At 60.8% G+C, this 25,225-nt stretch carries 18 protein-coding genes; 6 read left to right on the top strand and 12 right to left on the bottom strand.

Annotated elements, in window-relative coordinates; all coding sequences use genetic code 11:
• Nucleotides 1-22 precede the first annotated feature (22 nt).
• The 11 genes from AC1DX3_RS17240 to gmd all read right to left on the bottom strand — a co-directional run bounded on the left by AC1DX3_RS17240 (nucleotide 23) and on the right by gmd (nucleotide 14,935).
• Nucleotides 23-262: a hypothetical protein gene (locus AC1DX3_RS17240; RefSeq protein ID WP_476990558.1), complete on the bottom strand. Its 240-nt coding sequence runs from the start codon at nucleotides 260-262 to the stop codon at nucleotides 23-25.
• 317 nt (nucleotides 263-579) lie between these two features.
• Complete coding sequence (locus AC1DX3_RS17245; RefSeq protein WP_476990559.1) at nucleotides 580-906, bottom strand: winged helix-turn-helix domain-containing protein; 327 nt, start codon at nucleotides 904-906, stop codon at nucleotides 580-582.
• Nucleotides 907-1,100: 194 nt separating this feature from the next.
• Entirely contained in the window at nucleotides 1,101-2,519 is a 1,419-nt protein-coding gene (locus tag AC1DX3_RS17250) for a glycoside hydrolase family 30 protein (RefSeq protein ID WP_476990560.1), read from the bottom strand.
• A gap of 19 nt (nucleotides 2,520-2,538) precedes the next feature.
• Nucleotides 2,539-4,467: a glycoside hydrolase family 3 protein gene (locus AC1DX3_RS17255; protein WP_476990561.1), complete on the bottom strand. Its 1,929-nt coding sequence runs from the start codon at nucleotides 4,465-4,467 to the stop codon at nucleotides 2,539-2,541.
• Between the two features lie 17 nt (nucleotides 4,468-4,484).
• Nucleotides 4,485-6,029 (bottom strand): tryptophan halogenase family protein, encoded by a 1,545-nt coding sequence (locus AC1DX3_RS17260; protein ID WP_476990562.1) that lies wholly within the window; start codon nucleotides 6,027-6,029, stop codon nucleotides 4,485-4,487.
• 208 nt (nucleotides 6,030-6,237) lie between these two features.
• Nucleotides 6,238-9,153, bottom strand: a complete 2,916-nt coding sequence (locus AC1DX3_RS17265) for a TonB-dependent receptor (protein WP_476990563.1) — start codon at nucleotides 9,151-9,153, stop codon at nucleotides 6,238-6,240.
• A gap of 233 nt (nucleotides 9,154-9,386) precedes the next feature.
• Nucleotides 9,387-10,451, bottom strand: a complete 1,065-nt coding sequence (locus AC1DX3_RS17270) for a LacI family DNA-binding transcriptional regulator (protein ID WP_476990564.1) — start codon at nucleotides 10,449-10,451, stop codon at nucleotides 9,387-9,389.
• A gap of 69 nt (nucleotides 10,452-10,520) precedes the next feature.
• Complete coding sequence (locus AC1DX3_RS17275; RefSeq protein ID WP_476990565.1) at nucleotides 10,521-11,594, bottom strand: mannose-1-phosphate guanylyltransferase; 1,074 nt, start codon at nucleotides 11,592-11,594, stop codon at nucleotides 10,521-10,523.
• 146 nt (nucleotides 11,595-11,740) lie between these two features.
• On the bottom strand, nucleotides 11,741-12,907 hold the full coding sequence (locus tag AC1DX3_RS17280) for a DegT/DnrJ/EryC1/StrS family aminotransferase (protein WP_476990566.1): 1,167 nt from the start codon (nucleotides 12,905-12,907) through the stop codon (nucleotides 11,741-11,743).
• Nucleotides 12,904-13,824 (bottom strand): GDP-L-fucose synthase family protein, encoded by a 921-nt coding sequence (locus AC1DX3_RS17285; protein WP_476990567.1) that lies wholly within the window; start codon nucleotides 13,822-13,824, stop codon nucleotides 12,904-12,906. Before AC1DX3_RS17285 ends, AC1DX3_RS17280 begins: the two co-directional genes overlap by 4 nt.
• 4 nt (nucleotides 13,825-13,828) lie before the next feature.
• Nucleotides 13,829-14,935 carry a GDP-mannose 4,6-dehydratase gene (gene gmd / locus AC1DX3_RS17290; RefSeq protein ID WP_476990684.1) on the bottom strand — a complete coding sequence of 369 codons (1,107 nt, stop codon included), beginning with the start codon at nucleotides 14,933-14,935 and terminating at the stop codon, nucleotides 13,829-13,831.
• A gap of 335 nt (nucleotides 14,936-15,270) precedes the next feature.
• Between gmd and AC1DX3_RS17295 the strand changes: the two genes are divergently transcribed.
• The 3 genes from AC1DX3_RS17295 to AC1DX3_RS17305 all read left to right on the top strand — a co-directional run bounded on the left by AC1DX3_RS17295 (nucleotide 15,271) and on the right by AC1DX3_RS17305 (nucleotide 20,725).
• Nucleotides 15,271-16,467 carry an AGE family epimerase/isomerase gene (locus tag AC1DX3_RS17295; protein ID WP_476990568.1) on the top strand — a complete coding sequence of 399 codons (1,197 nt, stop codon included), beginning with the start codon at nucleotides 15,271-15,273 and terminating at the stop codon, nucleotides 16,465-16,467.
• Between the two features lie 294 nt (nucleotides 16,468-16,761).
• Nucleotides 16,762-19,008 (top strand): glycoside hydrolase family 3 C-terminal domain-containing protein, encoded by a 2,247-nt coding sequence (locus tag AC1DX3_RS17300; RefSeq protein ID WP_476990569.1) that lies wholly within the window; start codon nucleotides 16,762-16,764, stop codon nucleotides 19,006-19,008.
• Nucleotides 19,009-19,342: 334 nt separating this feature from the next.
• A complete protein-coding gene (locus AC1DX3_RS17305; protein ID WP_476990570.1) occupies nucleotides 19,343-20,725 on the top strand; it encodes an L-serine ammonia-lyase in 1,383 nt (460 codons plus the stop codon).
• A 139-nt stretch (nucleotides 20,726-20,864) separates the two neighbouring features.
• Here the strand turns inward: AC1DX3_RS17305 and AC1DX3_RS17310 are convergent, their stop codons facing one another.
• Nucleotides 20,865-22,436: an amidase gene (locus AC1DX3_RS17310; RefSeq protein WP_476990571.1), complete on the bottom strand. Its 1,572-nt coding sequence runs from the start codon at nucleotides 22,434-22,436 to the stop codon at nucleotides 20,865-20,867.
• A 226-nt stretch (nucleotides 22,437-22,662) separates the two neighbouring features.
• Here AC1DX3_RS17310 and AC1DX3_RS17315 point away from each other — a divergent pair, with 226 nt between their 5' ends.
• The 3 genes from AC1DX3_RS17315 (at nucleotide 22,663) to cysD (ending at nucleotide 25,225) form a co-directional block, all read left to right on the top strand.
• A complete protein-coding gene (locus AC1DX3_RS17315; RefSeq protein ID WP_476990572.1) occupies nucleotides 22,663-23,415 on the top strand; it encodes a sulfotransferase family protein in 753 nt (250 codons plus the stop codon).
• A 2-nt stretch (nucleotides 23,416-23,417) separates the two neighbouring features.
• Nucleotides 23,418-24,197 carry a 3'(2'),5'-bisphosphate nucleotidase CysQ gene (gene cysQ, locus AC1DX3_RS17320; protein ID WP_476990573.1) on the top strand — a complete coding sequence of 260 codons (780 nt, stop codon included), beginning with the start codon at nucleotides 23,418-23,420 and terminating at the stop codon, nucleotides 24,195-24,197.
• Between the two features lie 95 nt (nucleotides 24,198-24,292).
• Nucleotides 24,293-25,225 (top strand): sulfate adenylyltransferase subunit CysD, encoded by a 933-nt coding sequence (gene cysD / locus AC1DX3_RS17325; protein WP_476990685.1) that lies wholly within the window; start codon nucleotides 24,293-24,295, stop codon nucleotides 25,223-25,225.

Below are 25,225 nucleotides of genomic sequence, written 5' to 3' on the forward strand. Positions count from 1 at the left end.
TTCCGCACGCCCGGCGTGCAGTCTAACCACCCTGCGCGTCGCGGATGCGGGCGGCCAGTTCGGCCTCTTTCTCCGCCACATAGGTCGCCAAACAGGTTTCAAAAGCCTTGTTGATGCTCGACGCCATGGCCTGATGGCCTCCGGCCTTAGCCAGATGACGCAACGCATCCAGCGTATTCAATATGCTGGTTGCCGTCATGTCCCGGACCGGCGTTGATGGATCGCGCAAATGGAGCTTGCGAATTTCAGCCTTGCGGACCATGGCGCACCCCCTCAATGCGTTGCAGAATACGGGGGCTCTATGCCGGGACAGAAAGGGCAGGCCCGTGCCGATCGTCTCAGCGCCCCCCAAAGACGACCGAGACGATACGATCTACCCCCTTTCCAGCCCCCGCCGGGATAGGTTCGATAAACCGTTGGCACAAGAAACCCCGCCGGGGCCAGGCTCGTTAGCGAAGCCCGACAAGTAGACGTTACATCATCACAAATTACTTATCAATCCTAAGTAACTATACCGGCTAAAAATATTTCACCCGCTAAACATATTTCATCATATGTCGCCGCAATACTTCCAGACTGTCAGGATTTCGGACCTTCACCACGGCCGGGGACGGTCTTCAGCAAGGACTGCAGATGATCGAGATAATCGTAAAAGGCGTTACGCCCGGCCGGCGTCAATTTGACGATGGTGCGCGGCCGGCCGGTGACGCCACTTTTGTTCAGGGCGACATAGCCGACGTCTTCCAGCTTCTTCAGATGCTGGGATAGATTGCCGTCGCTAACATTAACCTTGTCGCGAATGGCAGCAAAGTCCGCACTGCCGGTCGTCGACAGGAAGGCCAGCACGGCCAGCCGCGACCGGCTGTGAATCACTTCTTCCAGGCTGTCATGATAAAACAGGGTCATCGCGTTTCCGCCTCGAATCGAGGCCGCGATAACGATTTACGCGCTTTAAATCCGTCTGTCATTCACCAGGCCCCTATCCACCAAGACTAGAGCGAATTCGTTATAAGCGCCAAGCTTAATTTGGGCCGGCATGCAATCAATGCCTTGATTGTATTGATCAAACGATTGCATCAGGTCGGCCGCAATGCCCGTGCCTACGGTTTCCATACAAAGGTCGCCGCCGCGCCGGCCGGCAGGCTATAATTGAACGCGGAACCCGCCGACGACACGGCAAAGGTCGCCGCTGCCTTATTGTTGTTGAGTGCGATCAAGACGACCGAGCCGTCGTCGGCATTCTTGAAAGCCACGGTTTCGATTCCCGCCACGACGTTCGAGGCAATCCGCGACGCCCCTGCCCGCACGAACTTGCTGGCATGGGCCAGGGCGTAATATTCGAGGTTCTTGGTTACCTCGCCCGTCTTCGAATTGACCGTCACCACGCCGCGGCAATCGCCACAGCCGCCGAGATGCGGACCGTGATTTTCATCGAGCGCCAGGTTCCACAGCAGTACCCCTTTTGCCCAGTTGCGAGTCGAACCGATGACCAGGCTCTGCATGAACCAGTCGAAGCTGGAGGCAAAATCCGGCGCCCACTCTCCCCCCGAACATTCGGTGAAATAGGCGTCCTTGGCCGGGTAGGCGTCGTGTACTGGTCCTTGCGCCGAGACGTCGCCGGCGTAACAATGCCAGGCAATCCCGGCGACATAGGGGCTGGCGGTCGCGTCGCCCAGCACGGCCAGGGGCGACGACGGCAAGTCCCAATTATGGTCGTAATCCAAGATCTGCGTCGTCACGCCTTCGGCGGCGAATTTCGGCCCGAGATAGCCGCCAACAAAGGCCGCCCGCGACTCTGGCTCGACTCGCATACCGGGATAATCGGCGGGCTCGAAACCGGGCTCGTTCTGAATCGTCAGCAGCGAGATCGGTACGCCCTCGGCATCCATCGCCTTGACATAGTGCGTCAAATAGTCGGCGAAATAGGGATAGGCTTCCGGTTTGAGCGATCCGGTGATCAGGCTGTCCGAGGTCTTCATCCAACCCGGTCCGCTCCACGGCGACGCCATAACGGTCAGGTGCGGATTGAGATTGAGGGCCTGTTTGACGACCGGAATGACATCGACCTTGGCCGCAGCGATCGAGAAATGCGCCATCGTCGGATCGCTGCCGCCGGCCGGCATGTCGTCATAACTATAGTCGCTGCGCGAAAAATCCGACGCTCCGATGGTCAAACGCGTAAAGCTGAGATTGAGGCCATCGGCGCCGAACAGATCCTTCATCAAGGCATCGCGCTGGGTGGGCGACATGTCATGGGCGATGATATAGGCCGAAGCGTCGGTGATCGAGGCGCCGAAGCCGGTCATGGTCTGATAGGTGACGGCCGGATCGACCGTGATGACCGTGCTGGACATCGGTATGGCTTCGAACTGCACATCGGCTTGTGGTGCGATCAGCTTGGTCCTGTCCGTCGTGGTTTCCCACACCTTGACCGCCGCCAAATGGCTGGACACAGGCGCACCAGCGCAGGCCGATAGCACCAGACAAGTCAGAATACCAAGGACAGATCGGATCATCATGAAGGCTCCGGCAGAGGGTTTAGGGCTTGGTGCAGGCCGCGGCGACCGCCACCGGCAGGTTATCCGTTTTTGCTGGCTTGGCATAGCTGAGGCCATAACCCAGCGGAAACAAGGCCGCGCCGCCCGGGCATGAGTCACCCGGCCAGGCAAACGACAGGGTGCCGGTGAAATCATGGGCGCCGAACAGGACATCGCTGACCCCCTTGCCTTCCGTGCCCGGCAGCCAGGCGGCGACAAAGGCATCCGACAGGCCGATCAGGTCATTGGCATAGACGGTACGGCCCGATTCGAAGACCGTGATGACCGGCTTGCCCTTACCGGAGACAGCCTGGAGGGCGGCCAAATCCTCGGGGTATCGCACACTGTGGGCCAGGGTCTGACCCGGTTTGATGTCGCCGGCGGACTCGGCATAGGGCGTTTCGCCGATGACGGCGACAACGGCGTCATACTGGCTGACATCGACATCAGTGCCCGTGGCGCTGTAGGTGACATGACCCGCACCATCGGCGTCCTTGATAGCGGTCAGGATACTGTCGGCATTGGGGAAGTCGGCATTCGTATTCTCGGTCCCCTGCCAGGTCAGGCTCCAGCCGCCCGACTGGTTCGACAGATTGTCGGCGCTCTTGCCGACGACCAAAATTTTCGCTCCGGCTTTCAACGGCAGGGCGTCATTGTTCTTCAGCAGGACCAGCGATTCGCGCACGGCCTTGCGGCCCAAATCGCGGTCGAGCAATGCGGACGCCTTGCCGGCATAGATATTGTTCGAGGGCCTTTGGCCGAACAGATGCGCGCGCATCTTGACCCGCAGGATGCGCGTCACGGCATCATCGATGCGGCTGATCGGGATAGCACCGCTGTCGACGTCGGCGACGGTATTGTTGATGAAGTCCTCCCAATCGAACGGCACCATGACCATGTCAATGCCGGCATTGATCGCCTGCGGGCAGTGGGACTTGGTGCAGCCCGGGATGTCGGCGATGCCGTTCCAGTCGGAGACGACGAAGCCGTCGAAGCCAATCTTGGTTTTCAGCACGTCGGTCAACATGATTTTCGAGCCGTGCATGCGGCCGTAGTCGGTACCGGCGCCCACATCGTCCCAACTGTTATAGGAGGCCATGACCGTCTGCACGCCGGATTGAATGGCGCTGTAATAGCCCTGGCCATGGATATTGATCATATCCGACAGGCTGGACGGATTGACACCCATATTGACCCCATCCTTGGTGCCGCCATCACCCATATAGTGCTTGGCGGTTGCGACGATATTGCCGGGTTTGGAGAAATTACCCTGCAGGCCTTCGACATATTGCGAGGCATAGCTTTTCACCAGCATCGGATCGCTGGAAAAACCCTCATAGGCCCGCCCCCAGCGCTCGTCTTCAACGACGGCGATCGTCGGCGCGAAGGCCCAATTGACGCCGGTAGCGCGCACGGCCTTGCCGGTAGCGGCACCGATGTTCTTCACCAGCTGCGGGTCGTGGGCGGCGCCCAACCCGATATTATGCGGGAACAGAGTCGCGCCATAAACATTGCTGTGGCCGTGGACGGCGTCCGTGCCCCACAATAACGGGATCTTGTATTTCGTCTTCTGCGTCGCGTCGTAGAACCCATTGGCCATGGCGAGCCATTCCCTGGCCGTCGAACGTTTCATCATATAGGGCCATGAGCCGCCGCCATTCAGTACCGAGCCGATGTTGAAACGACGGATCTCGTCGGGCGTCACCGCCTTGATCTCGACCTGGGTCATCTGGCCGATCTTTTCGCGCAAGGTCATGCCGGCGACCATTTTGGCGATCCTCGCCTCCATGGCGGCGTCTTCGGGGATCGCCGAGGTGACATGGGGCCAATCGGTCATCTGCGCATCCTGACCATGGGCCAGAGGCGCCGCCGCAGCGGACAGAAGGACAAAGGCGGCCGCGGCGTGGCGAAGACAGGTTTTCAACAGCATGACAATTCCAGGGTTACTCAGGTTTGAAGGGCAGGTTTCGGTGGCGCAGGCGCCTTGCAATATTGCGCGATATAGTCGTTGTGGGTCGGCAGGGAGGCCGCGCATTTTTCGATGACCTCCTCGATATTGAGCAGGTATTTGGCGATCTGCGCCTCGGGCACGATATCGACCGACGGGTCGTAGGCGTCGAACGTGCCTTGCCCGATCAGCACCTGGATCCAGCTTTCCTCGACGAACAGCTCTTCATTGCTGCGGCGGAAATAGCGCCCGTGCGCCTTGAACAATTCCAGCCTTTCACGCAAACCGTCGGGAATTTCCATATTGCGGCATTCGCGCCAGAACCGCGTGTCATCGCGTTCGGTCACCTTGTAATGGGTGATGATGAAGTCGCGGATATCCTCGTACTCGAAAGCCGAGCGGCGATTATATTCGGCGACGTCGACCGGATTGAAACTGCGGTCGGGGAACAGATGCACCAGCCGCAGGAGCGATGTCTGAATCATGTGGATCGACGTCGATTCCAGCGGTTCGATAAAGCCGCCCGAAAGGCCGATGGCGACGCAGTTCTTGACCCAGGCCTTGTGCCTCCGCCCGGGCGTAAATTTGACATGGAAAGGATCGGCGCGCGGCGCGCCGTCAAGATTGTTCATCAGGATAGACGTGGCCTCGTCCTCGCTCATATGACGGCTGGCATAGACGTGGCCGTTGCCGGTCCGGTGCTGCAACGGAATGCGCCATTGCCAGCCGGCGTCGCGCGCCGTCGAGCGGGTGTAGGGCGTAAGTATGGGGACCGACTCGCACGGCACGGCAACCGCCCGGTCGCACAGCAGCCAGTTCCCCCAGTCGTGATAGCCGACGCCGAGGGCCTTGCCGATCAGCAGGGCCGCCATGCCCGAGCAATCGATGAACAGGTCGCCGGCGATTTCCTCGCCGCTCTGCAAGACGACCTTGTCGATATGGCCGTTGTCCGTCCGCAGCACGGTCTGGGTAATGCGGCCTTCACGGCGCACCACCCCGTGCCCTTCGGCCTTGCCACGCAGAAATTTGGCGAACATGCCGGCATCGAAATGATAGGCCGCCACCAGGTCCTGCAAAGGCGAATTGTCCATCTCGATGCGTGGATTGGCAAAACGGTTCTGCTGCATGGCGGCAGCGTTGATGACATAGCCCTCCAGCGGCTTGAACCCGCCTTTCGGAAACATCTTGCGCCAGTACTGGTGCGTGCGCAGCCACAGCAGGTCGCGGCCGATCTTGCCGAAGCTGTGGATGTAGCTGTGGTCCTTGCGCCGCCAGTCGACGAACTCGATACCCAGCTTGTACGTGCCTTGCGTCGCGCTCAGCACCTCGAACTCCGATAACCCCAACAGCGACGTAAAAGTCTTGATGGCCGGGATCGTCGCCTCGCCGACGCCGATCGTGCCGATGTCGTCGGACTCGACCAGGGTGATGCTGTATTTCTTGTCGAACAACTTGCCGAACAGGGCCGCGGTCATCCACCCGGCCGTGCCGCCGCCGACAATGACAATGGACCGGATGGAATTGGGAGCCTTGTCGTCGAACATCGGGAAAATCCTTGAACCATGGCGGCCACAATACGCAGCCGACGGTCGCCCTTTATGCCACAGCTCGGCGGCAAGTCACGGGGCGACCCGGGCCGCCATTTGCGGGGATAGTCTTGAAGCCATGATGGGAAAAGACGGGAGAACCGCGCGAACGGCCCTCCCGCAACAGTTGCCCCGCCGCCGTATGAAAAACGGCAGGGATTGAGCTCTAGAACTTCATACTGGCGCCAAGCAGAATCTGGCGGCCGTAGGTTTCATAGACTTCCGGCTGCAGGGCGCCACCCGGGAAACCGCCGCCAAGGCTGGTGCTATAGGGCGAGTCGGTCAGGTTATTGGCCTGAAGCAACAGGGTCAGCCCCTTCACGGAACCGGTCTGGAACTCGTAGCTGACCTGGGCGTCGATCTGCTTGTCGGGGTTGATCAAGGTGTAGCCACGCGTGGCGAACAACTGGACCACTTCCCCGCGGTCGGCGCTGCGATAACGCTCACTGATACGCGCCGAGAAGCCCATCTTTTCATAATAGACCGTGACATTGCTGTTGGTCGACGAATAGCCGGGTAGCTTGTTGGACGTCCCCGGGCCATCCGGATGGATATTGGTCCATGGCTTGGACAGGCTGGCCTGGATGCCGAAACCGTCGAGATAATGGCTCAGCAGGCCACCTTCTAGCGATGCCGACAGTTCGATGCCACTGATCTTGCCGCCCTGGCCGTTTTCCGGCCGGGTAAAGGTGCCGAGATTGCCCGCGACATAGGTGCCGTCCTCAAGCTTGGTCACCGGCGTCAGGCTTGTACCATCGGCGCGTGGGATATTGGGATAACCGGTGAAGTCGTAGTCGAACACCGTGTTGTTGTAGATATAGTTCAGCAGCTTCTTGCTGAAATAGGCGATGGCGACATAGCTTCGTTTGGAGAAATAGTGCTCCACCGAAATGTCGTAGGCGTCGGCCAACCACGGTTTCAGATTGGGATTGCCGCCGCTGCCGCTCCATGTCCCCTTGGTTTCACCGGCGGAGCTGGAAATCGGCGCCAGACCGGCGCTGGCATTGGCCCTCATGTCGTCCATGCGCGGCCTTGCCATGGCGCGACCAGCGCCGAGGTGGACCAACGTATTGTCGGTGACATTGGCGACCAGGTTGAGGCTGGGCAGGACGTTGGAATAGTCGACAGTCTTATCGTACCACACGAACTGAACGCCGTTGTCACCGTTTTGCGTCACAAAACCGTTCGAGGTCTGCTTGGCGTCGACGACCTGCACGCCGACATTGCCGCGCACGGGCATGCCGAACAGGCTGGTGTTGATATCGGCCTTGATATAGCTGGTCAGCAGGCCTTCGGCGACCTTCCAGTACTTGTTGTAGTGGTTTTCGTCCTGGATCGGCTTCAAGGTATAGATGGTATTCAACGCCTTGACCGGATCGACGGCGACGACATCGCCCAGGCCAAGCCAGGAGAAGTCGGAAGACGTCGTTTGCAGACCCGACGGAATGGCCATCGAGGTGCTGTTGCAGTTCGGCGTCGAGCCGTTCAGGCACAGATCGAATTCATCGACCGTCTTGGATTTGACACGACGGGAATAGCCGACGCCGAGGTCGATCGACGAGATCGGACCAAAGCTTAACTCATGCTGGGCGGTGAACTTGGCCTGGCTGATCGAGTCATTGACGACCGGATAGCGGATATGGCCGTCGGCGCCCCAGCCGGCGACATCGCCGATCGCCATCAGGGCAGGGTTGTTGTAGTCGATGCTCGAACTGAACTGCATCGGGCCGTCACCCAGGTCCGTCGGAATCTCATAGGTCAGCGAGCCCAGCGTCGGGAACGGCGCCACGCCCATATACTGCTCCATGATCGATTCCTTGCGCTTGGCGCTGGCCACCGAAGCGTCGAGCACGAGCGACCAGCCGCCAAGCGTCAGCTTGTTGTTGGTGCCGAACTGCGACATGACATCCTGACGGCCATTGAAGTCGTTGCGGTTGATCAGCAGGATATTGCTGATCGTGCCGCTGGTATTGACCATGTCGGAGCCATCCGTTGCCGCCGGCGCGCCCGGAATCGGCGTGAAGCCCGGATTAGTATAGTGCGGGCGATTGGATTCCGGATCGGTGCCGCCCCATACGCCCAGCGAACCCATCAGGCCATGCATGGTTTCGCCCTGATCGAACTTCGAATAATAATAGTCGTTCGTGCTGGTGAAATTGTCGGTCGGCTTGAACTCGACAATGGCGATGGCGCCGTCACGCACCTGGGTGCGGGTGACGTTCTCAGCTTCGAAGCCGGACAGGCGCCAGGCGTCCTTGTGGGCGGCGTCGAACTGGGTCTGCGAATTGACCGGCGCCGAGCCCCACTCAACATTGGGATTGCTTTGCTCCCAACCCCAGTACTTGAAGTGGCGCACGGCCGTCGGATCGTCGAGGTGCGCGTAACCGAAGGCAAAACCCAGCTTGCCGTCCATGAACTGGTCGATATAGGCGATGCTGAAACGGTTGCCGTTAGTCGAGCCGCCATTGGCGTTTTTATTGGAGTTGAACGAGCCACGCAGGTTCACCGAGATGACGCGCTGCTTGAGATCGAGCGGATGAACGGTACCCAAATCGACCGTGCCGGACAGACCCTGGCCGATCAGGCCGGCATCGGGTGTCTTGTAGACCACGGCGCGGTTGATCAGTTCCGACGGATACTGGTCGAATTCAGCGGCCCGGTTGTCGCCGGTCGAAACCTGAAGGCGTCCGTTCAACAGGGTGTTGGAAAAGTCAGGCGACAAACCGCGGATCGAGATCGTCTGGGCGCGGCCGTTGACGCGCTGGGCGGTCAGGCCCGGCAGGCGCGCCAGCGATTCGGCGATCGACAGGTCGGGCAGCTTGCCGATGTCTTCGGCGGACACCACTTCGACGATCGAGTTCGACCGGCGCTTCAACGCAATTGAATCCTGAAGGCTGCGCTTGATACCGGTGACAACGACGGTCGTCGCATCATCCGCAGGCGCGACAACGGTTTCGGTGACGTCTTGCGCAAAGGCGCCGCCGGCCATCAGGACGGCGGAGGCGGCGGTCGACATAAGCAGGGTTTTGACGGGCCCAGTTCTCATAGGCATGGCTGTGCCGCGTCCGGTGACTTTGTGCATTCTATTCCTCCCCTTGAGGTTTATTGTTAAATGTCGGCGAGTTAAACTCACCGTTGGAAGCGCTCTCAATTGATGCTCAAAGCGTAGACCATATGTCAAGCTGATGGGGTCAAAAGGCCGTGAAAATGGCCAAATCGAACACGAGTTTTCGCGGTTAGTGGCGAATATGCCACGTAACGCCGGTTTTATGGATGAAATTGGTTATGCCGAAAGCGTGTTGGAAGCGCTCTCAATCAGGCCGTGACGGACATGGGCGGCGCCGCGGATTCGCGCATCACCACCCGATGCGGGACGACGTCGAACACGATGTTCAACGGCCCCTGGGTGGTCTTGCTCGCCTTGATCTGCTCGACGATCATGTCGACCGCCCTCGCCCCGATCGTCTTCAAGGGCTGATGCACCGTGGTCAGCGGCGGCCAGATAATCTCCGACACCGGCGTATCGTCGAAGCCGACGATCGACAGGTCCTGCGGGATATTGAGCCCCATCTTGTGCGCGGTGAACAGGGCACCCACCGCCATATCGTCATTGGCGCAGATCAGCGCCGTCGGCCGATGGGCGGCATGGAGAATAGGCAGGCTCTTCTCGACGCCCGAGCGAAAGGTGAAATTGCCGCGTTCGGTCAAAACGGCGTCTTCGCTCAGGCCAGCCTCGGCGATGGCCCGGCGGAAGCCGGCATAACGGTCTTCTGCCGACAAGTGTCCTTGCAAGCCCTTGATAAAGCCAAAACGCTTGTGACCGAGCGCCAGCATGTAACGCGTCATCTCGAAGCCGGCGACCTCGTCGTCGATACCGACACCCGAAGCCACCTTGCGCGCTTCCAGGCCCGCCGCGATACAGATGACGGGGAAGTTGCGCGCCGCCATTTCCTTCAGCAGCTCGACATCGTCGGAAAACGGCGGCGTCAGAATCAGCCCGTCGCAACGCCTTGACTCCACCAGTTCGATGATTTTGGCGGCCTTGCTTAAGGAGTGCTGGTTGGCCGGATGCATCAAGAGCTGGAAACCAAATTCGGCGCAGGCTCGCAGCGCTCCCAACTCCAGGCCCGAGTGATAAAAGGAGTTCGGCTCACTGTCGAGGTCCGAGGCGTAGACCAGGCCCAGGACCTGGGTCTTGCCGCCGGCTAGGAAGCGCGCCTGCATATTGACCTTGTACTGCAGCTTGTCGACGGCCTTGAGCACGCGCTGGCGCACTTCGTCGCGGACATTGGGACCGCCGTTAAGCACACGCGACACAGTGGCCCGCGCCACCCCGGAAAGGGCGGCCACATCGTCGATGGTCGGTTTACCTGCGCTCAACGGTTCTCTCGCTACTTGTCCACCTTTATGCGGCGTAACGCGATTTTCGGCAAGGGCGGTATTTTATGCTTAGCCGAGCAGGTCCTTGGCCGCCTCCGCCGCCTTCTTGACGTCCTGGGCGCGCGACAAAGGCGCCACCAGAATCCCCGACGGCGTCGAGATGACCATGATGTCGCTGAGGCCGATAATGGCGACGACCGGTCCAGAATTGTGGATCAGGTTGTTTTCGGCGTCGATCAGGATGGCCTCGCCCTTGACGTGGTTGCTCGACGCATCCTTGGTACCCAACCGCCACAGCTCGGCGAACCCGCCGACATCGGCCCAGCCGATATCGCACGGCACGACCGCCGAACGTGTCGTGTGTTCCATGATCGCATAGTCGACACTGATCGACGGCACCTGGGCAAAGGCCTCTTCGTCCAGGCTGATGACCGTCCCCCCTGCCTCCGCCTGGGTGCGACCGGCCTTGTCATAGGCGGCACGGCAGGCACGCAGTACTTCCGGCGCATGGGCCTGCAATTCCTCGATCATGACCTGGGGTGAAAACAGGAAGATGCCTGCGTTCCAATCGTGACGGCCGCCCGCGACATAACCCATCGCGGTCTCCAGATCTGGCTTTTCCCAGAACTTGGTGATCTCGAAAATGCCGTCGCTCAGCCCCGCTCCGCGCTCGATATAACCAAAGCCGGTCTCGGCATGGGTCGGCTGGATACCGAAGGTGACGATGCGCGTCGCCGCGGTTTCAGTAGCACGCGCGACGGCGGCATGAAAAGCGTCGGGCTTGGTGATGACATGGTCGGCCGGCACCAGCAGGACCAGGGCGCCGGGTGAAAACTCAATCGCACTGAGCGCGGCCATGGCGGCGACCGCGGCGGTATTGCGGCCGAACGGCTCCAGGATAACAGCCTGCGGCGCCTTGTCGATCAGGCCCAACTGGCCGGTCACCAGATCCAGGTGGCCGCGGCCGCAGATGGCGATCGGATTGAGGAAACTGTCGCCGATCAGGCGGAGCGCGGTTTCCTGAATCATGGTGTTGTCGGTGGCGAGCGCGTGAAACTGCTTCGGCGCCGACGGCGTCGACAACGGCCACAGGCGCGTGCCCGAGCCACCGGACATGATCACAGGCAGAATGGTCTTCGGCATTTTGGATTCCCTACTTCCCCTCATCCATAAAGAATGAGGTCAGTCCTTCATGACTTACAAGCTTTTCCATGGCGCACACGCCTGTATTTTTTCCATCGCATCGCAGGCCGGAACTTGTAAGGACAAGATGCAGCCCGCGAAATGCGCTAGATTTTCGCCAGTTCGAGCATGGCCTCTTCGATCGGATAATGGTGATTGCCGATGAACAGGCCGTGACTGTCGATATGGTCGGCATTGTCGAGCGTGCCGAAAATCTCGTGCTCCATCAAGCCCATGACCTTGTTGCGGGTAAAGTTGCCGGCAACGATCGGGCGGCATTCGAAGCCGCGCTCATTAAGCTTGGCGACCAGCTGTTTACGCGTCAGGTCCGACGTCTTGCGTATGACCAGGGCGAAACCGAACCACGAACTGGCGCCGATCTCCTGCTGGATGGCGAAGTCCGCGTGATTGCCGACGTGCTGCTGCAGAAGCGCCGCGTTCTTGCGCCGCTCGGTGATCAGCATGGGCAGTTTCTTGACCTGTTCGATGCCGAGCGCGCCCGACATTTCCAGCGGCCGCAGATTATAGCCCGGCAGGACGAACTTGAAAGATTCCTCGAACGGATCGTCCGACTTGGTTCCCGTCAGGAGATTCTCTTTGGGCAGGTTACGCGTCCAGCCGTGCGCCCGCAGGGACAGCATGACGTGGTACAGCTCCTCGTCGTCAGTCGTGACCAGGCCGCCTTCCATGGTCGAGATATGGTGCGAGAAGAAGCTGGAGAACGTCCCCATTACGCCGAAAGACCCGGCCTTCCTGCCCTCGAACTCGGCGCCGAGCGACTCGCAATTGTCCTCGATCAGGAAAATGTCGCGGCCGGCGATGATGCGTTCAATCTCGGCGAAATCATTGGGATTGCCCAACAAATTGACGACCATGATGGCGCGCGTCTTGTCCGTAATCGCCGCCTTGAGCGCCGTCAGGTCGTAGTTCAGGGTGGCTACATCGATATCGACGAACTTTTGCTTCAGGCCGTATTGATGCAGCGGATAATAGGTCGTCGGCCACGACACGGCCGGCACGATGACCTCGTCGCCGGGATTGAGCTTGTATTTCGGGTTCGAGGTATAGAACAGCGCCGCGGTCATCAGCAGATTGGCCGACGATCCCGAATTGACCATGACGGCGTAACGGCTGCCCTGATACGCGGCGAAATCCTTCTCGAAGGCCGCGACCTTCGGCCCCATGGTGAACATGCCGCTCTTGATGACGTCGTTCAGCGCCGTATATTCAGCCTCGTCCCAGGTGGCGGTGGCAAGCGGGAACTTGAAGGTCATGCGGAGGTCTCCAGATACCAGGCGTAGGTTTTGGCGATGCCGTCGTGCAGGCTATGCGCCGGTTTGAAGCCCCACGCCGTCTGGCGCGTGACATCGACCAGCTTCTGCTGCATGCCGACCGGCTTGGTGGTGTCGTGAACGAACCGGCCGGACCAGCCGACGACGGCGGCTACGGCGGCATAATAGTCGTTGATGCTGTAATCGAAGCCCAGGCCGATATTCATGATATCGGGCACAGCCTCGAAATCGCCCAACGCGCGCGCAATGGCGTCGGCCAGGTCTTCGGCATACATGAATTCACGCCGCGCCGTGCCATCACCCCAGATCTCGACCTCTTCCAGACCTTGCGTCTTCGCCTCATGTACCTTGCGGATCACCGCCGGCAGCAGGTGCGACGACTTCGGGTCGAAATGGTCGAACGGCCCGTAAAGATTGCACGGAATGAAAGACTTGTAGTGCAGGCTCGGGTCTTCGCGGCGGACATACTGGCATAGCCGCAGGGCGAAGATCTTGGCGATGGCATAGCCTTCATTGGTCGGCTCCAGCTCGCCGCCCAATACCATGTCCTCACGCAACGGATTCTTGCCGAAGCGCGGATAGATGCACGAACTGGCGAGGTTGAGCAGGCTTTTGACCCCGGCGGCCCGGGCGCCCAAAATGACATTGCGGCCCATATCGGTATTCAGCGTCAAGAAATCGACGGGGGCAGCTATATTGGCCTGGATGCCGCCGACCTTGCCAGCGCAATGGACGACGACGTCAGGCTTCAACCGCGCCATATAGGCAAAGGTCGCCTCCGTATCGGTCAGGTCCAGCTCGGCCGATGAGGGCGCGAACACCCCCCAGGCGCTTAAGCCCGGATGGCCGCGCAGGTTGCGGCCGACCATGCCGTTGCCGCCGGTGATCAGCAGTTTCATCACCTTATGCCTCGTTGTGATGCATCAGGTCGCGACGAGCTTCGCTGAGATCGGCCGCGGTCATTTCCTCGACCAGGGCTTCGAAACTGGTTTTTGCCGCCCAACCCAGCTTTTCCTTGGCCTTGGTGGCGTCGCCCAGCAGGGTTTCGACCTCGGCCGGACGGAAATAGCGCTCGTCGACCGTGACGATGGCGTCACCGATACGGCTCTTCATACCTTCCACCGTGGTGGCGGTCAGGATGCCGACCTCGTTTACACCCTCCCCTTGCCATTCGATGGTCATGCCGAGATGGGCGGCCGACAAGGTAACGAATTCGCGCACGCTGTGCTGCTCGCCGGTGGCGATGACGAAATCCTCGGCATGGTCCTGCTGCAACATCATCCACATCATCTCGACATAGTCGCGGGCGTGGCCCCAGTCGCGCAAACTATCCATATTGCCCAGGCTGAGGCGGGGCTGCATGCCCAGTTGAACACGAGCCAGGGCGCGCGTGATCTTGCGCGTGACAAAGGTCTCGCCGCGCTTCGGGCTTTCGTGGTTGAACAAGATGCCGTTGCAGGCATAGAGGCCGTAGGCTTCGCGGTAATTGACGACGATCCAGTAGGCATAGAGCTTGGCGACGCCATAGGGGCTGCGCGGATAAAAGGGCGTGGTTTCGCGTTGCGGCGTCTCCTGGACCAGGCCGTAAAGCTCCGAGGTCGAGGCCTGATAGAAACGCGTCTTGTCCTTCAGCCCCAGGCTGCGAATGGCTTCCAGCAGGCGCAGCACCCCGACGCCGTCGGAATTGGCGGTATATTCCGGCTCTTCGAACGACACGGCGACGTGGCTCTGGGCGGCCAGGTTATAGACCTCGTCCGGCTGGACAAGTTGCAGGATGCGCATCAGCGACGACGCGTCGGTCATATCGCCGTGGTGCAGGGTAAAGGGCAGCTTGCCGGCCAGGCTGTCATTGAACAGATGGTCGATACGGCCGGTATTGAACATCGAGGTCCGGCGTTTGATACCGTGGACCTCATAACCCTTGTTCAACAGAAACTCCGCCAGGTAGGCGCCGTCCTGGCCGGTTACGCCGGTGATAAGGGCGACTTTTTTGCGATCGGTCTGCGTCATGGTCTTATCGATATCCTGAGCTGTTGCAAGCATGCGGCGACTTCGTTAGAGCATTCCTTTCGTCGGTGCAAAAACTTTGGCCAAAAAATGCGACGAATGGTGCGACGAACAGGGACAATACCCACGACGGCGTTTAACTATAGACGAGAACGCTTCACTTGCCCCTCGCCCCGTTCTTGACGGGGAGAGGGTGGCGGGCTTCAGCTCGCCGGGTGAGGGGCCTCTTTCTTTCGGCCAATGGTCCCGTCAGACGTCATTCCGCTCTAACGCGGTGCAATTTTATAATGACCGACTTAGTGAAGTGTCATTCCGCCCAAACTCATCTGGAGTTCCCCATGCCCGATCAAGCCCCCGATCACGCCAACGCCCTGTCGGCCTCCCTCGCCACGAACCTCTTCGATCGTCAGAAGGCACTGAAACAATGGCTGTTCGATCACGCCCTGCCCCTGTGGTGGAACACCGGCGGCGATCTCGACAAGGGCGGCTTCTATGAAAAGATCAATCTCGACGGCAAACCCTACGACATCGACCGCCGCACCCGCGTCGCCGCCCGTCAGGTCTATTCCTACGCGCTCGCCGACAAGATGGGCTATGAAGGCGACACGGCGCCGGCCATCGATCAGGGCCTGGCCTGGCTGTCCGGCCCGGCGAAAAACCCCGAAACCGGCCTGCTCTATGCCGTCCTGGCCCCAGATGGTTCCGTCGTCAAAGGCGCCTTCGACTTCTATGACCACGCCTTCGCCATGCTGGCCTATGCCTCGGCCTACGGCGTGCGTAAAGACAAGGCCCTGGAAGACGCCGCCTGCTTCATCCGCGACTCCATCGTCAAGACCTACAGCCATCCCGTCCGCGGCTTCGAGGAATCCGTGCCGCGGACCCTGCCGCTCAAGGCCAATCCGCACATGCACATGTTCGAAGCCTGCCTGGCCTGGCTGGAAGTCGGCGGCGACGACGAATGGCGCCGCATCGCCGCCATGATCGCCGAACTGTGCGTCGACAAATTCCTCCACCCGGTTACCGGTTCCTTGCGCGAATTCTTCGACGGAGACTGGAACGCCCTGGAAGGCGAAATGGGCCGCATCGTCGAACCCGGCCATCAGTTCGAATGGGCATGGCTGTTCATGCGCTGGGCCAAACGTACCGGCGAGGACAAGGATCTCACCGCCGCCAAGCGCCTGATCGACATCGCTGAAACCGCCGGCACCGACCCGAAGCGCGACGTCACCTTCAACGAGCTGTGGGACGATTTCACGCCCAAGGATCTCAATGCCCGCCTGTGGCCGCAAACCGAGCGCGTCAAGGCCTATGTCAAGCTCGCCGATGCCGCCACTACCCCGGCCGAGCGCGAACAGGCCATCGCCAAGGCCATCGAAGGCGCGGCCGGCCTGCAACTCTATCTCTCGACCGATATCGTAGGCCTCTACCGCGACCGCATGAAGGCCGACGGGACGTTCGAGGTCGAACCGGCTCCGGCCAGCTCGCTCTACCATATCATCTGCGCCATCGACGAACTGGGCTCTCTCGGCGTCTAATGGCGTCAGAAGGTTTAACCGCAGATTTGGCTACGCCGAACCTTGTTTCGCCGATTTACGCAACCAAATCTGCGGTTAATAAATCTGACTTCCCTGACATGGCGTGCCCGTATGCAGCAGCAGGCCAGGGACGGCTAAGCTCTTGACGCCGTCCGCGCCCGTCGATAACCCTGTCGCCGATATCCGTCACAGATCAACCGTGTGCCCCCGAGCGTAAAATCCGCTTCCATTGGAAGCGCTCTCAATGTAATCTCGTCATCACTTATAAAAAACATACAGCCGAGGATACCGATCATGAAAACCCGTCTGCTGCCAGCGGCCCTGTTGGCCTGCGTCTCCACCTTCGCCATCACCACGGCGGCCTTTGCCCAAAGCCAGGCCCAACCCTGGATGGACAAGTCCAAAACACCCGAAGAGCGCGCCGCCGCCGTCGTCGCCGCCATGACGCCCGAGGAAAAGCTGTCCCTGGTTACCGGTTACACCGATCCCGACGGCCTGGCGAAGCTGCCCGACGACGTCACCTCGGCCGCCATCAAGGCCGACGTCAAGAAGAACCATATCGAAGGCGCCGCCGGCTATGTCTCCGGCATTCCGCGCCTCGGCATCCCCCCGCAATGGCAGACCGACGCCTCGATCGGCGTCCGCGTCGAAGGCATGGACCGCACCGCCCTGCCCTCGTCGCTCGCCACCGCCGCCAGTTTCGATCCGTCCGTGCCCTATGCCGGCGGCGTTATGATCGCCCACGAAGCCCGCGCCTCAGGCTTCAATACCTTCCTGGCCGGCGGCGCCAACCTGGCCCGCGAACCGCGCAATGGCCGCAATTTCGAATATGTCGGTGAAGATCCGTGGCTGGCCGGTCAAATGGCGGGCAGTCTGATCCAGGGCATTCAGTCGACCCACATGGTCTCGACCATGAAACACTACGCCGTCAACGACCAGGAATCCGAGCGCACCACGGTCGACGTCACCATCTCGCCCGAAGCCATGCACCAATCCGACCTGCTGGCCTTCGAATTCGTCTACGAAAAGGGCATGCCGGGCAGCGTCATGTGCTCGTATAACCTGATCAACGGCCGCTGGGCGTGCGAAAACGAATATCTGCAGAAAAAGGTTCTGGAACACGATTGGGGTTTTCAGGGCTACATCATGTCCGACTGGGGCGCCGTTCACTCCACGGTTGATTCCGTCAATTACGGCCTCGACATGCTGACCGGCTTCGCCTGCTGCGGCGACAAACAACCCTGGCTTAACGAAGCCAATATGAAGGCAGCCTTGGGTTCCGGCGACATCACGCAAAAACGCGTCGACGACATGGCCTACCGCATCATGTGGCCGCTTTTTGCCAAGGGCGTCATCGACGATCCCGTCAAGGTGGGTCCGATCGACTTCAAGGCGAATGCCGACGTATCGCAAAACGCCGCCGAGCAATCATTGACACTTTTGAAAAATGAGGGCGCCCTGCTGCCGCTCAACGTCAAGTCCATCACCCTGATCGGCAGCCATGCCGACAAGGGTGTCATGGCCGGCGGCGGCTCGTCGGGCGTTCACCCGGTCGGCGGTAACGCCGTCCCGGACAAGGGCGGCTGGCCCGGCCCTATCACCTATATGCCGTCCTCGCCGCTCGTCGAGCTCAAGAAGGAACTGCCCAAGGCCAAGATCGCCTATTATAGCGGCGACGATATCGCCGCCGCGGCCGCGGCCGCGGCCAAGACCGACGTCGCCATCGTCTTCGTCTCGCACTGGAAGGGTGAAGGCTTCGACACCGCGCTTGAACTGGGCGGCAATCAGGACGCCCTGGTCGACGCCGTCGTCACCGCCAATCCGAAAACCATCGTTGTCGTCGAATCGGGCGGTGCCATCCTGATGCCGTGGCTCAACAAGGTCCCGGCCGTTCTCGAAGCCTGGTATCCCGGCATCCGCGGCGGCGCGGCCATCGCCCGCGTCCTCTCGGGCAAGGTCAATCCGTCGGGTCACCTGCCGATCTCCTTCCCGGCCTCGAACGACCAGCTGGCCCACGCCGCCATTCCGGGCATGGGGCAACCCGACGGCGTGCCGGTTCACATCACCTATGACGAAGGCGCCGCCATCGGTTACAAATGGTATGACGTCAAAAGCTTCAAACCCATGTTCGCCTTCGGCCACGGCCTGAGCTACACCACGTTCGCCGTGTCGAACGGCGCCGCCACCGCGGCCGACGACATGATCACCGTTACCGGCACGCTCGCCAATACCGGTGCGATTGCCGGCAAGGGCGTCGCCATGGCCTTTGTCGCCCCGGCCGATTACCAGGCCGCCGGCTGGGAAGCCCCCAAGCGTCTCGTAGGCTTTACCAAGGCCAACCTGAAGGCCGGCGCCAATCAGTCCTTCTCGCTCTCGGTCGACCCGCGCCTGTTGGCCACCTTCGAGGTCGCCGACAACAGCTGGCACATCAAGGCCGGCACCTACCATATCCTGCTCGGCCAGGCCGCCGACGACCTGCCCGTCAGCGTCGACGTCACCCTGACTGACAAGGTATGGAGCGCGGTGCACGGCTCTAAATAAGAACATTTGAAACTAACTTGACGTCAAAGACGGCCTGTGGGACTCTTCCCCCAGGCCGTTTGCTTTGGCCCGCCCGCGACAGGCCACGTCGCGGAAACGGGGGCGGCAAGACGGAAAATGCGCTAGGTTGGATGACTCGCTTCACTTCCCCTCGCCCCTCACTTGAGGGGACAGGGTGGCAGGCTTTAGCCTGCCGAGTGAGGGGCTAACCCAAGCCGGCAAGAGACCCCTCAGCCGCCGCGAAGGCGCGGCACCCTCTCCCGTTAAAGCGGGGCGAGGGGTATGCGATCCGCCAAGAGTCACCTCGCTCTGGCGGCCACCGGAGAGACACGATATGCGCCCTGAAACGGCCACACCCATTCGCAACCCCTGGACGCTCAGCGTCACCGACCTGTTCACTATCGGCATCGGCCCGTCCAGTTCCCATACGGTCGGCCCCATGCGCGCCGCCGCCCATTTCGCCGGCGCAGCCCTGACCCGCGGCCTGCCTGACCACGTCGTCTGCCGCCTCTACGGCTCGCTGGCCCTGACCGGCAAGGGCCACGCTACCGATACCTCCATCCTGCTGGGCCTTTCCGGCTGGCTGCCCGACGCCATCGACCCGGAACGCATTGCCCCCATCGTCGCCGATATCCAGGCCAATGCCTGGCTGAGCCTTGGCGGTCAACACGGCATTGCCTTCACCCCCGACGACCTGCAATTCATGATGGGCGAATTCCTGTCCGAACATTCCAATGGTATGAAGTTCGAAGCCCACTATCCCTCGGGTGAAATTTTTGATGCCACCTATTTCTCCATCGGCGGCGGCGCCATCACCGGCGACGGCGTGGTGGCCAAATCGGCCAATATCGCCCTGCCCCTGCCCTACACCTCGGGCGACGAACTGGTCGCCATCTGCGACCGCGAAGGCCTGACCATAGCCGATGTCGTCTGGCGCAATGAGGACGCCTTCCGCGCCCGCGCCGAGACCTGCGAATTCGTCGACGATGTCCGCGCCGCCATGATGGCCAGTATCGAGCGCGGCTGTACGATCGGCGGTATCCTCCCCGGCGGCCTCAATGTCAAACGCCGCGCCAAGGCCATGCGCGACACCCTGATCGCCCGCGGCCCGCGCATCGACCCGTCGCAGATCTTCGAATGGGTCAGCCTCTACGCCCTCAGCGTCAACGAGGAAAACGCCGCTGGCGGCCGCGTCGTCACCGCCCCGACCAATGGCGCCGCCGGCGTCCTGCCGGCTGTCATCAAATATTACGAGACCTTCGTCCCCAATGCCACCCGCGAAGGCTCGCGCACCCTGCTGATGACGGCGGCCGCCATCGGCTTCCTCTACAAGACCAATGCCTCGATATCGGCCGCCGAAATGGGGTGCCAGGGCGAGGTCGGCGTCGCCTGTTCCATGGCGGCGGCGGGCCTGTGCGCGGCGCTGGGCGGGACCCCGGCCCAGATCGAAAACGCCGCCGAAATCGGCATGGAGCACAATCTCGGCCTGACCTGCGACCCGATCGGCGGCCTCGTCCAGGTGCCATGCATCGAACGCAACACCATGGGCGCCATCAAGGCGATCAACGCCACCTATCTCGCGCTCAACGGTGACGGCCATCACATCGTCTCGCTCGACCAGGTCATCGAGACTATGCGCCAGACCGGCGAAGACATGAAGATGAAGTACAAGGAAACCAGCCTGGGCGGTCTGGCGGTTAATGTCGTCGAGTGTTGATGCGGTAGCCTATTGCCCAGAAGGCGGCACTGCATTAATCCCAGAAAACTAAATAACTTCAAAGACATAGCTATCGCTATGCAGCGCCTTGACTACTGCATAGCGACGCGTCAATTTCAGTCCCACAGGTGGTGCTTGGCTACTTCACCGGCCCGCGCGCCTGTTCATAGGCATAGCCCGCTTTCAGCAAACCCGCCTCGCCCCATTTCGGACCGATAAAGCTGATTCCGACCGGTAACCCCTGGATCAGGCCGATCGGTACGGTCAGGTGCGGATAGCCCGCGGTCGCCGGCAGGGTCGTCGCCGACGGTCCGTTATACTGGTCACCATAGATCGGGTCGGTCAGCCAGGCCGGACCATAGGTCGGCGCCACCAGAGCGACGATATTGTTCAACCCCATCAGGCCGTCGAGCTTGGCCCGCGACAAGCCCTGCGACTTACCCAAGGCTGCCAGATAGGCCGGATCCTTCAGGTCGGTCGTCTTCTGCGCCATGTCGAAAAATTCCTGCTGGAAGAACGGCATTTCCTTATCGGCATTGGCGGTATCGAAGGCCATGACATCGGCCAGGGTCCGCGTCTTGACCGTCGCCGGGGTGCTGGCGAGATAGGTATTCAAATCCGCCTTCAATTCATACTGCAGGACCGTGCCCTCGGCATCGCCCAAACCCTTGACCTCGCTGTCCTTGATATCGACCAGGATCGCACCCGCAGCCGTCAGGGTCTTCAGCGCCTCCTCGAACTTGGCGGCGGTTTTGGGGTCATTGCCCACGCCGTCGCGCAACACGCCGATGCGCACCCCTTTCAGGTAATCCTTGCTTAACCCGGCCGCGTAATCGACCTTGCGCTGATCCGCCTCGACGGTCGCCATGTCCAACGGATCGCTGCCCGACATGACATTGAGCATCAGGGCGATATCCGTGACGCTGTGACCCATGGGCCCAGGCGTATCCTGGCTGTGCGAGATCGGCACGACATAGGTCCGCGACACCAGGCCCACGGTCGGTTTCAATCCGACCAGGCCGTTCATCGACGACGGACAGGTGACCGAACCGTCGGTCTCGGTCCCCACCGCCAATGGCGCATAGTCGGCAGCCACCGCGGCGCCTGAACCCGACGACGAACCGCAGGCCGTGCGCGCCTTATCGTGCGGATTGGCGACCAGGCCGCCGACCCCGCTCCACCCGCTCATGGAATGGGTCGAACGAATATTGGCCCATTCCGACAGATTGGTCTTGCCGAGAATAATGGCGCCGCCGGCCCTGAGCTTCGCCACCAAAGGCGAGTCGCGGTGGGTGATATTGTCCTTCAACGCCAAGGATCCGGCCGTGGTGGCGATCGGATCGAGGGTTTCAACATTGTCCTTGATCAGCACCGGGATGCCCATCAGCGGCCCCAGATTCTTGCCGGCCTTGCGGGCATCGTCGGCCGCCTTGGCCTGCGTCATCGCATCCGGATTGACGGCGATCACGGCATGCAATTCGCCGTCCTTGGCCTTGATCCGGTCGAGCGCCGCCTGGGTCAACTGCTGCGCCGTGAAATCGCCGCGCGCCATGGCGGCTTCGAGGTCCGTCACCGAGGTCTCGGCAGCCAGGGCCTGGGCGGCGGTCATATGCGTGCCGGCCGCCGGCGCGGTCGTGCTGGCCGGTGGCTGGTTACAGCCGGTCAACAACCAAGCGAAAGCAAATGCGGGCAGATACTTCGTCAGCTTCATGTGAGCCTCCCCTGAAAATGAGACAACAGCAAATGATCTTGTCATTTGATGTTGCCAGCGGGCAAGTGCCCGCCGCCGCCGATGCGGCGAGCCACGCGGCGTCTGAGCTTACAGGGAGTAAGCCCCAATTCCGCGATCGTGACAAGCGAAACCGTTTGCGCGGCTTGTCCTTACCGGTAGGCCTTGGTAAGGCTGACTGTATCAGTAACCCCTTAGAGTACGACTCATGAATCGTGGCGACTATTATAACCGGGACATCGCCTTTCTGACGGCATGGAACACACCGGTCCAGATCGCCTACAATTTCAATGTCTCGCTGCGTCACAAATATATCTACTGCCAGACCCCAAAGGCCGCCTGCTCGACCGTCAAGCGCTTCCTGATCCTCAATGAAGGCTATTGCGAGCTGCCGTTCGAAACGGCGACGGCCAAGTACGACCAGCTCGACATGCTGCACATGCGCGACTTCTCGCCCCTGCTCAATCCGAAACAGCTCTATCCGTTCAAGGCGCGCCTCGGCGATCCCGACTTCTTCAAGTTCTGCTTCGTGCGCAACCCTTATAGCCGCCTGCTGTCCGCCTATCTCGACAAGGTCGTCCATAACCGCGACCAGGTGAAGCAGGTCAAGGCGGTACTGGGCCGAACCATGTATCCGGCGACTAAGATATCCTTCGGGGATTTCGTCCGCGTGGTGGTTGAAACCCCGATAGGTCTGATGGATACCCACTGGAAAAACCAATATCACCATCTGTGCGCCGACGTAATCAACTACGACTTCATCGGCAAATTCGAAAACATCGACTCCGACCTCGCCGAAGTCGCCAGGCGCGCCGGTCTCGATATCGGCCTCTATAAGGACTACTCGCCGCACAGGTCGCATGCCTCGGATCTGACGGAAAAATATTACACCAAGACACTGCGCGACATGGTCTATAAAAAATTCCAGGCCGATTTCGAAACCTTCGGCTACGAGAAATAAAGATGGACCTCAATCCGATCATGCTGGCGGCCGGCGCCGAAATCATGCGCATCTATGCCACCGACTTCGCCGTCGCCAACAAGGGCGACCAGTCGCCGGTGACCGAAGCCGATCAACGCGCGGAGGCTATCATCCTGGCGGGCCTGGCGAAAATAGCCCCCGACATCCCCGTCGTTGCCGAAGAAGAGGCCGCCGCCGGCCGCGTCCCTGCCACCGCCCGCCGCTTCTTCCTGGTGGACCCGCTCGACGGCACGAAAGAGTTCATCTCGAAGAACGGCGAGTTCACCGTCAATATCGCCCTGATCGAGGACGGTGAACCGATCCAGGGCGCAGTCTATGCCCCGGCGCTCGGCAAGCTCTATTGGGGCGCTCGCGGCGAAGGCGCCTTTATGGCCACGATCGAGAACGAAGTCATGGGCGCCTCCCGGCCGATCCGCGTCCGCCTGCCCTCGCCCGAAGGTCTGAGCGCTGTCGGCAGCCGCTCCCACGGCGGGGCGGAGACGCAAGGGTATCTCGAAGCCTTTAAGGTCCGCGACTTCGTTTCCGCCGGCTCATCGTTGAAATTCTGCCTGATCGCCGAAGGCGCCGCCGATATCTATCCGCGCATGGGCCGCACCATGGAATGGGACACCGCCGCCGGCGACGCTGTGCTGCGTGCGGCGGGCGGGCGGGTCGAGACCCTGGATCGCTGCGCCCTTGCCTACGGTAAACGCGGCCGCGCCGAAGACGTCGACTTCGCCAATCCGCATTTCGTCGCCTTCGGCGATCCCAGTATCGCGTAACCAGTATCGCGTAATACGGACAGATTAGTCTTTCTGAATCCTTGAGCCAGCCTAAAACGTTTGTGAAGGCGGGTTCGCGTGCCTACATACGCCGTCTGACAAAAGGTTTGCTTATGACGGTTACGACGGAACGGATGACGCACTTGAGACGGCTCGAAGCGGAGTCGATCTTCATCATGCGCGAGGTGGCGGCCGAGTTCAAAAACCCGGTCATGCTCTATTCGATCGGCAAGGATTCGTCGGTCATGCTGCACCTGGCGATGAAAGCCTTCCATCCGTCCAAGCCGCCGTTTCCGTTGCTGCACGTCGATACGACGTGGAAGTTCCGTGAGATGATCCAGTTCCGCGACGACACGGTCAAGCGCCTGGGCCTGACCCTGCTGAAGCACACCAATCCCGAAGGCAAAGCCGCCAACGTCAATCCCTTCGACCACGGCAGTAATGTCTATACCAATATCATGAAGACCGACGCCCTGAAGCAGGCGCTGACCGAGCACGGCTTCGACGCGGCCTTCGGCGGCGCCCGCCGCGACGAGGAAAAGTCGCGCGCCAAGGAACGCATCTTCTCCTTCCGCACGCAAAACCACGGCTGGGACCCCAAGAACCAGCGGCCGGAGCTGTGGAACCTCTATAATGCCCGCGTCAAACCCGGCGAATCCATCCGCGTCTTCCCGCTGTCCAACTGGACCGAGCTCGACATCTGGCAATATATCCTGATGGAAGAGATTCCCATCGTGCCGCTCTATTTCGCCGCCAAACGCCCGGTCGTGCAACGCGGCGGGCAATGGATCATGGTCGATGACGACCGCCTGCCACTCAACCCCGGTGAATTGCCGCAAATGAAGTCGGTGCGCTTCCGCACCCTTGGTTGCTACCCCCTGACCGCCGCCGTGGAATCCGAAGCCGACACCCTGGAAGACATCGTCGCGGAAATGCTGGTGACGCGGACCTCGGAACGCTCCGGCCGCCTGATCGACCACGACGAGCAGGGCTCGATGGAAAAGAAGAAGCGCGAGGGCTATTTCTAA

The organism is Asticcacaulis sp. P2_B1, assembly GCF_056404915.1.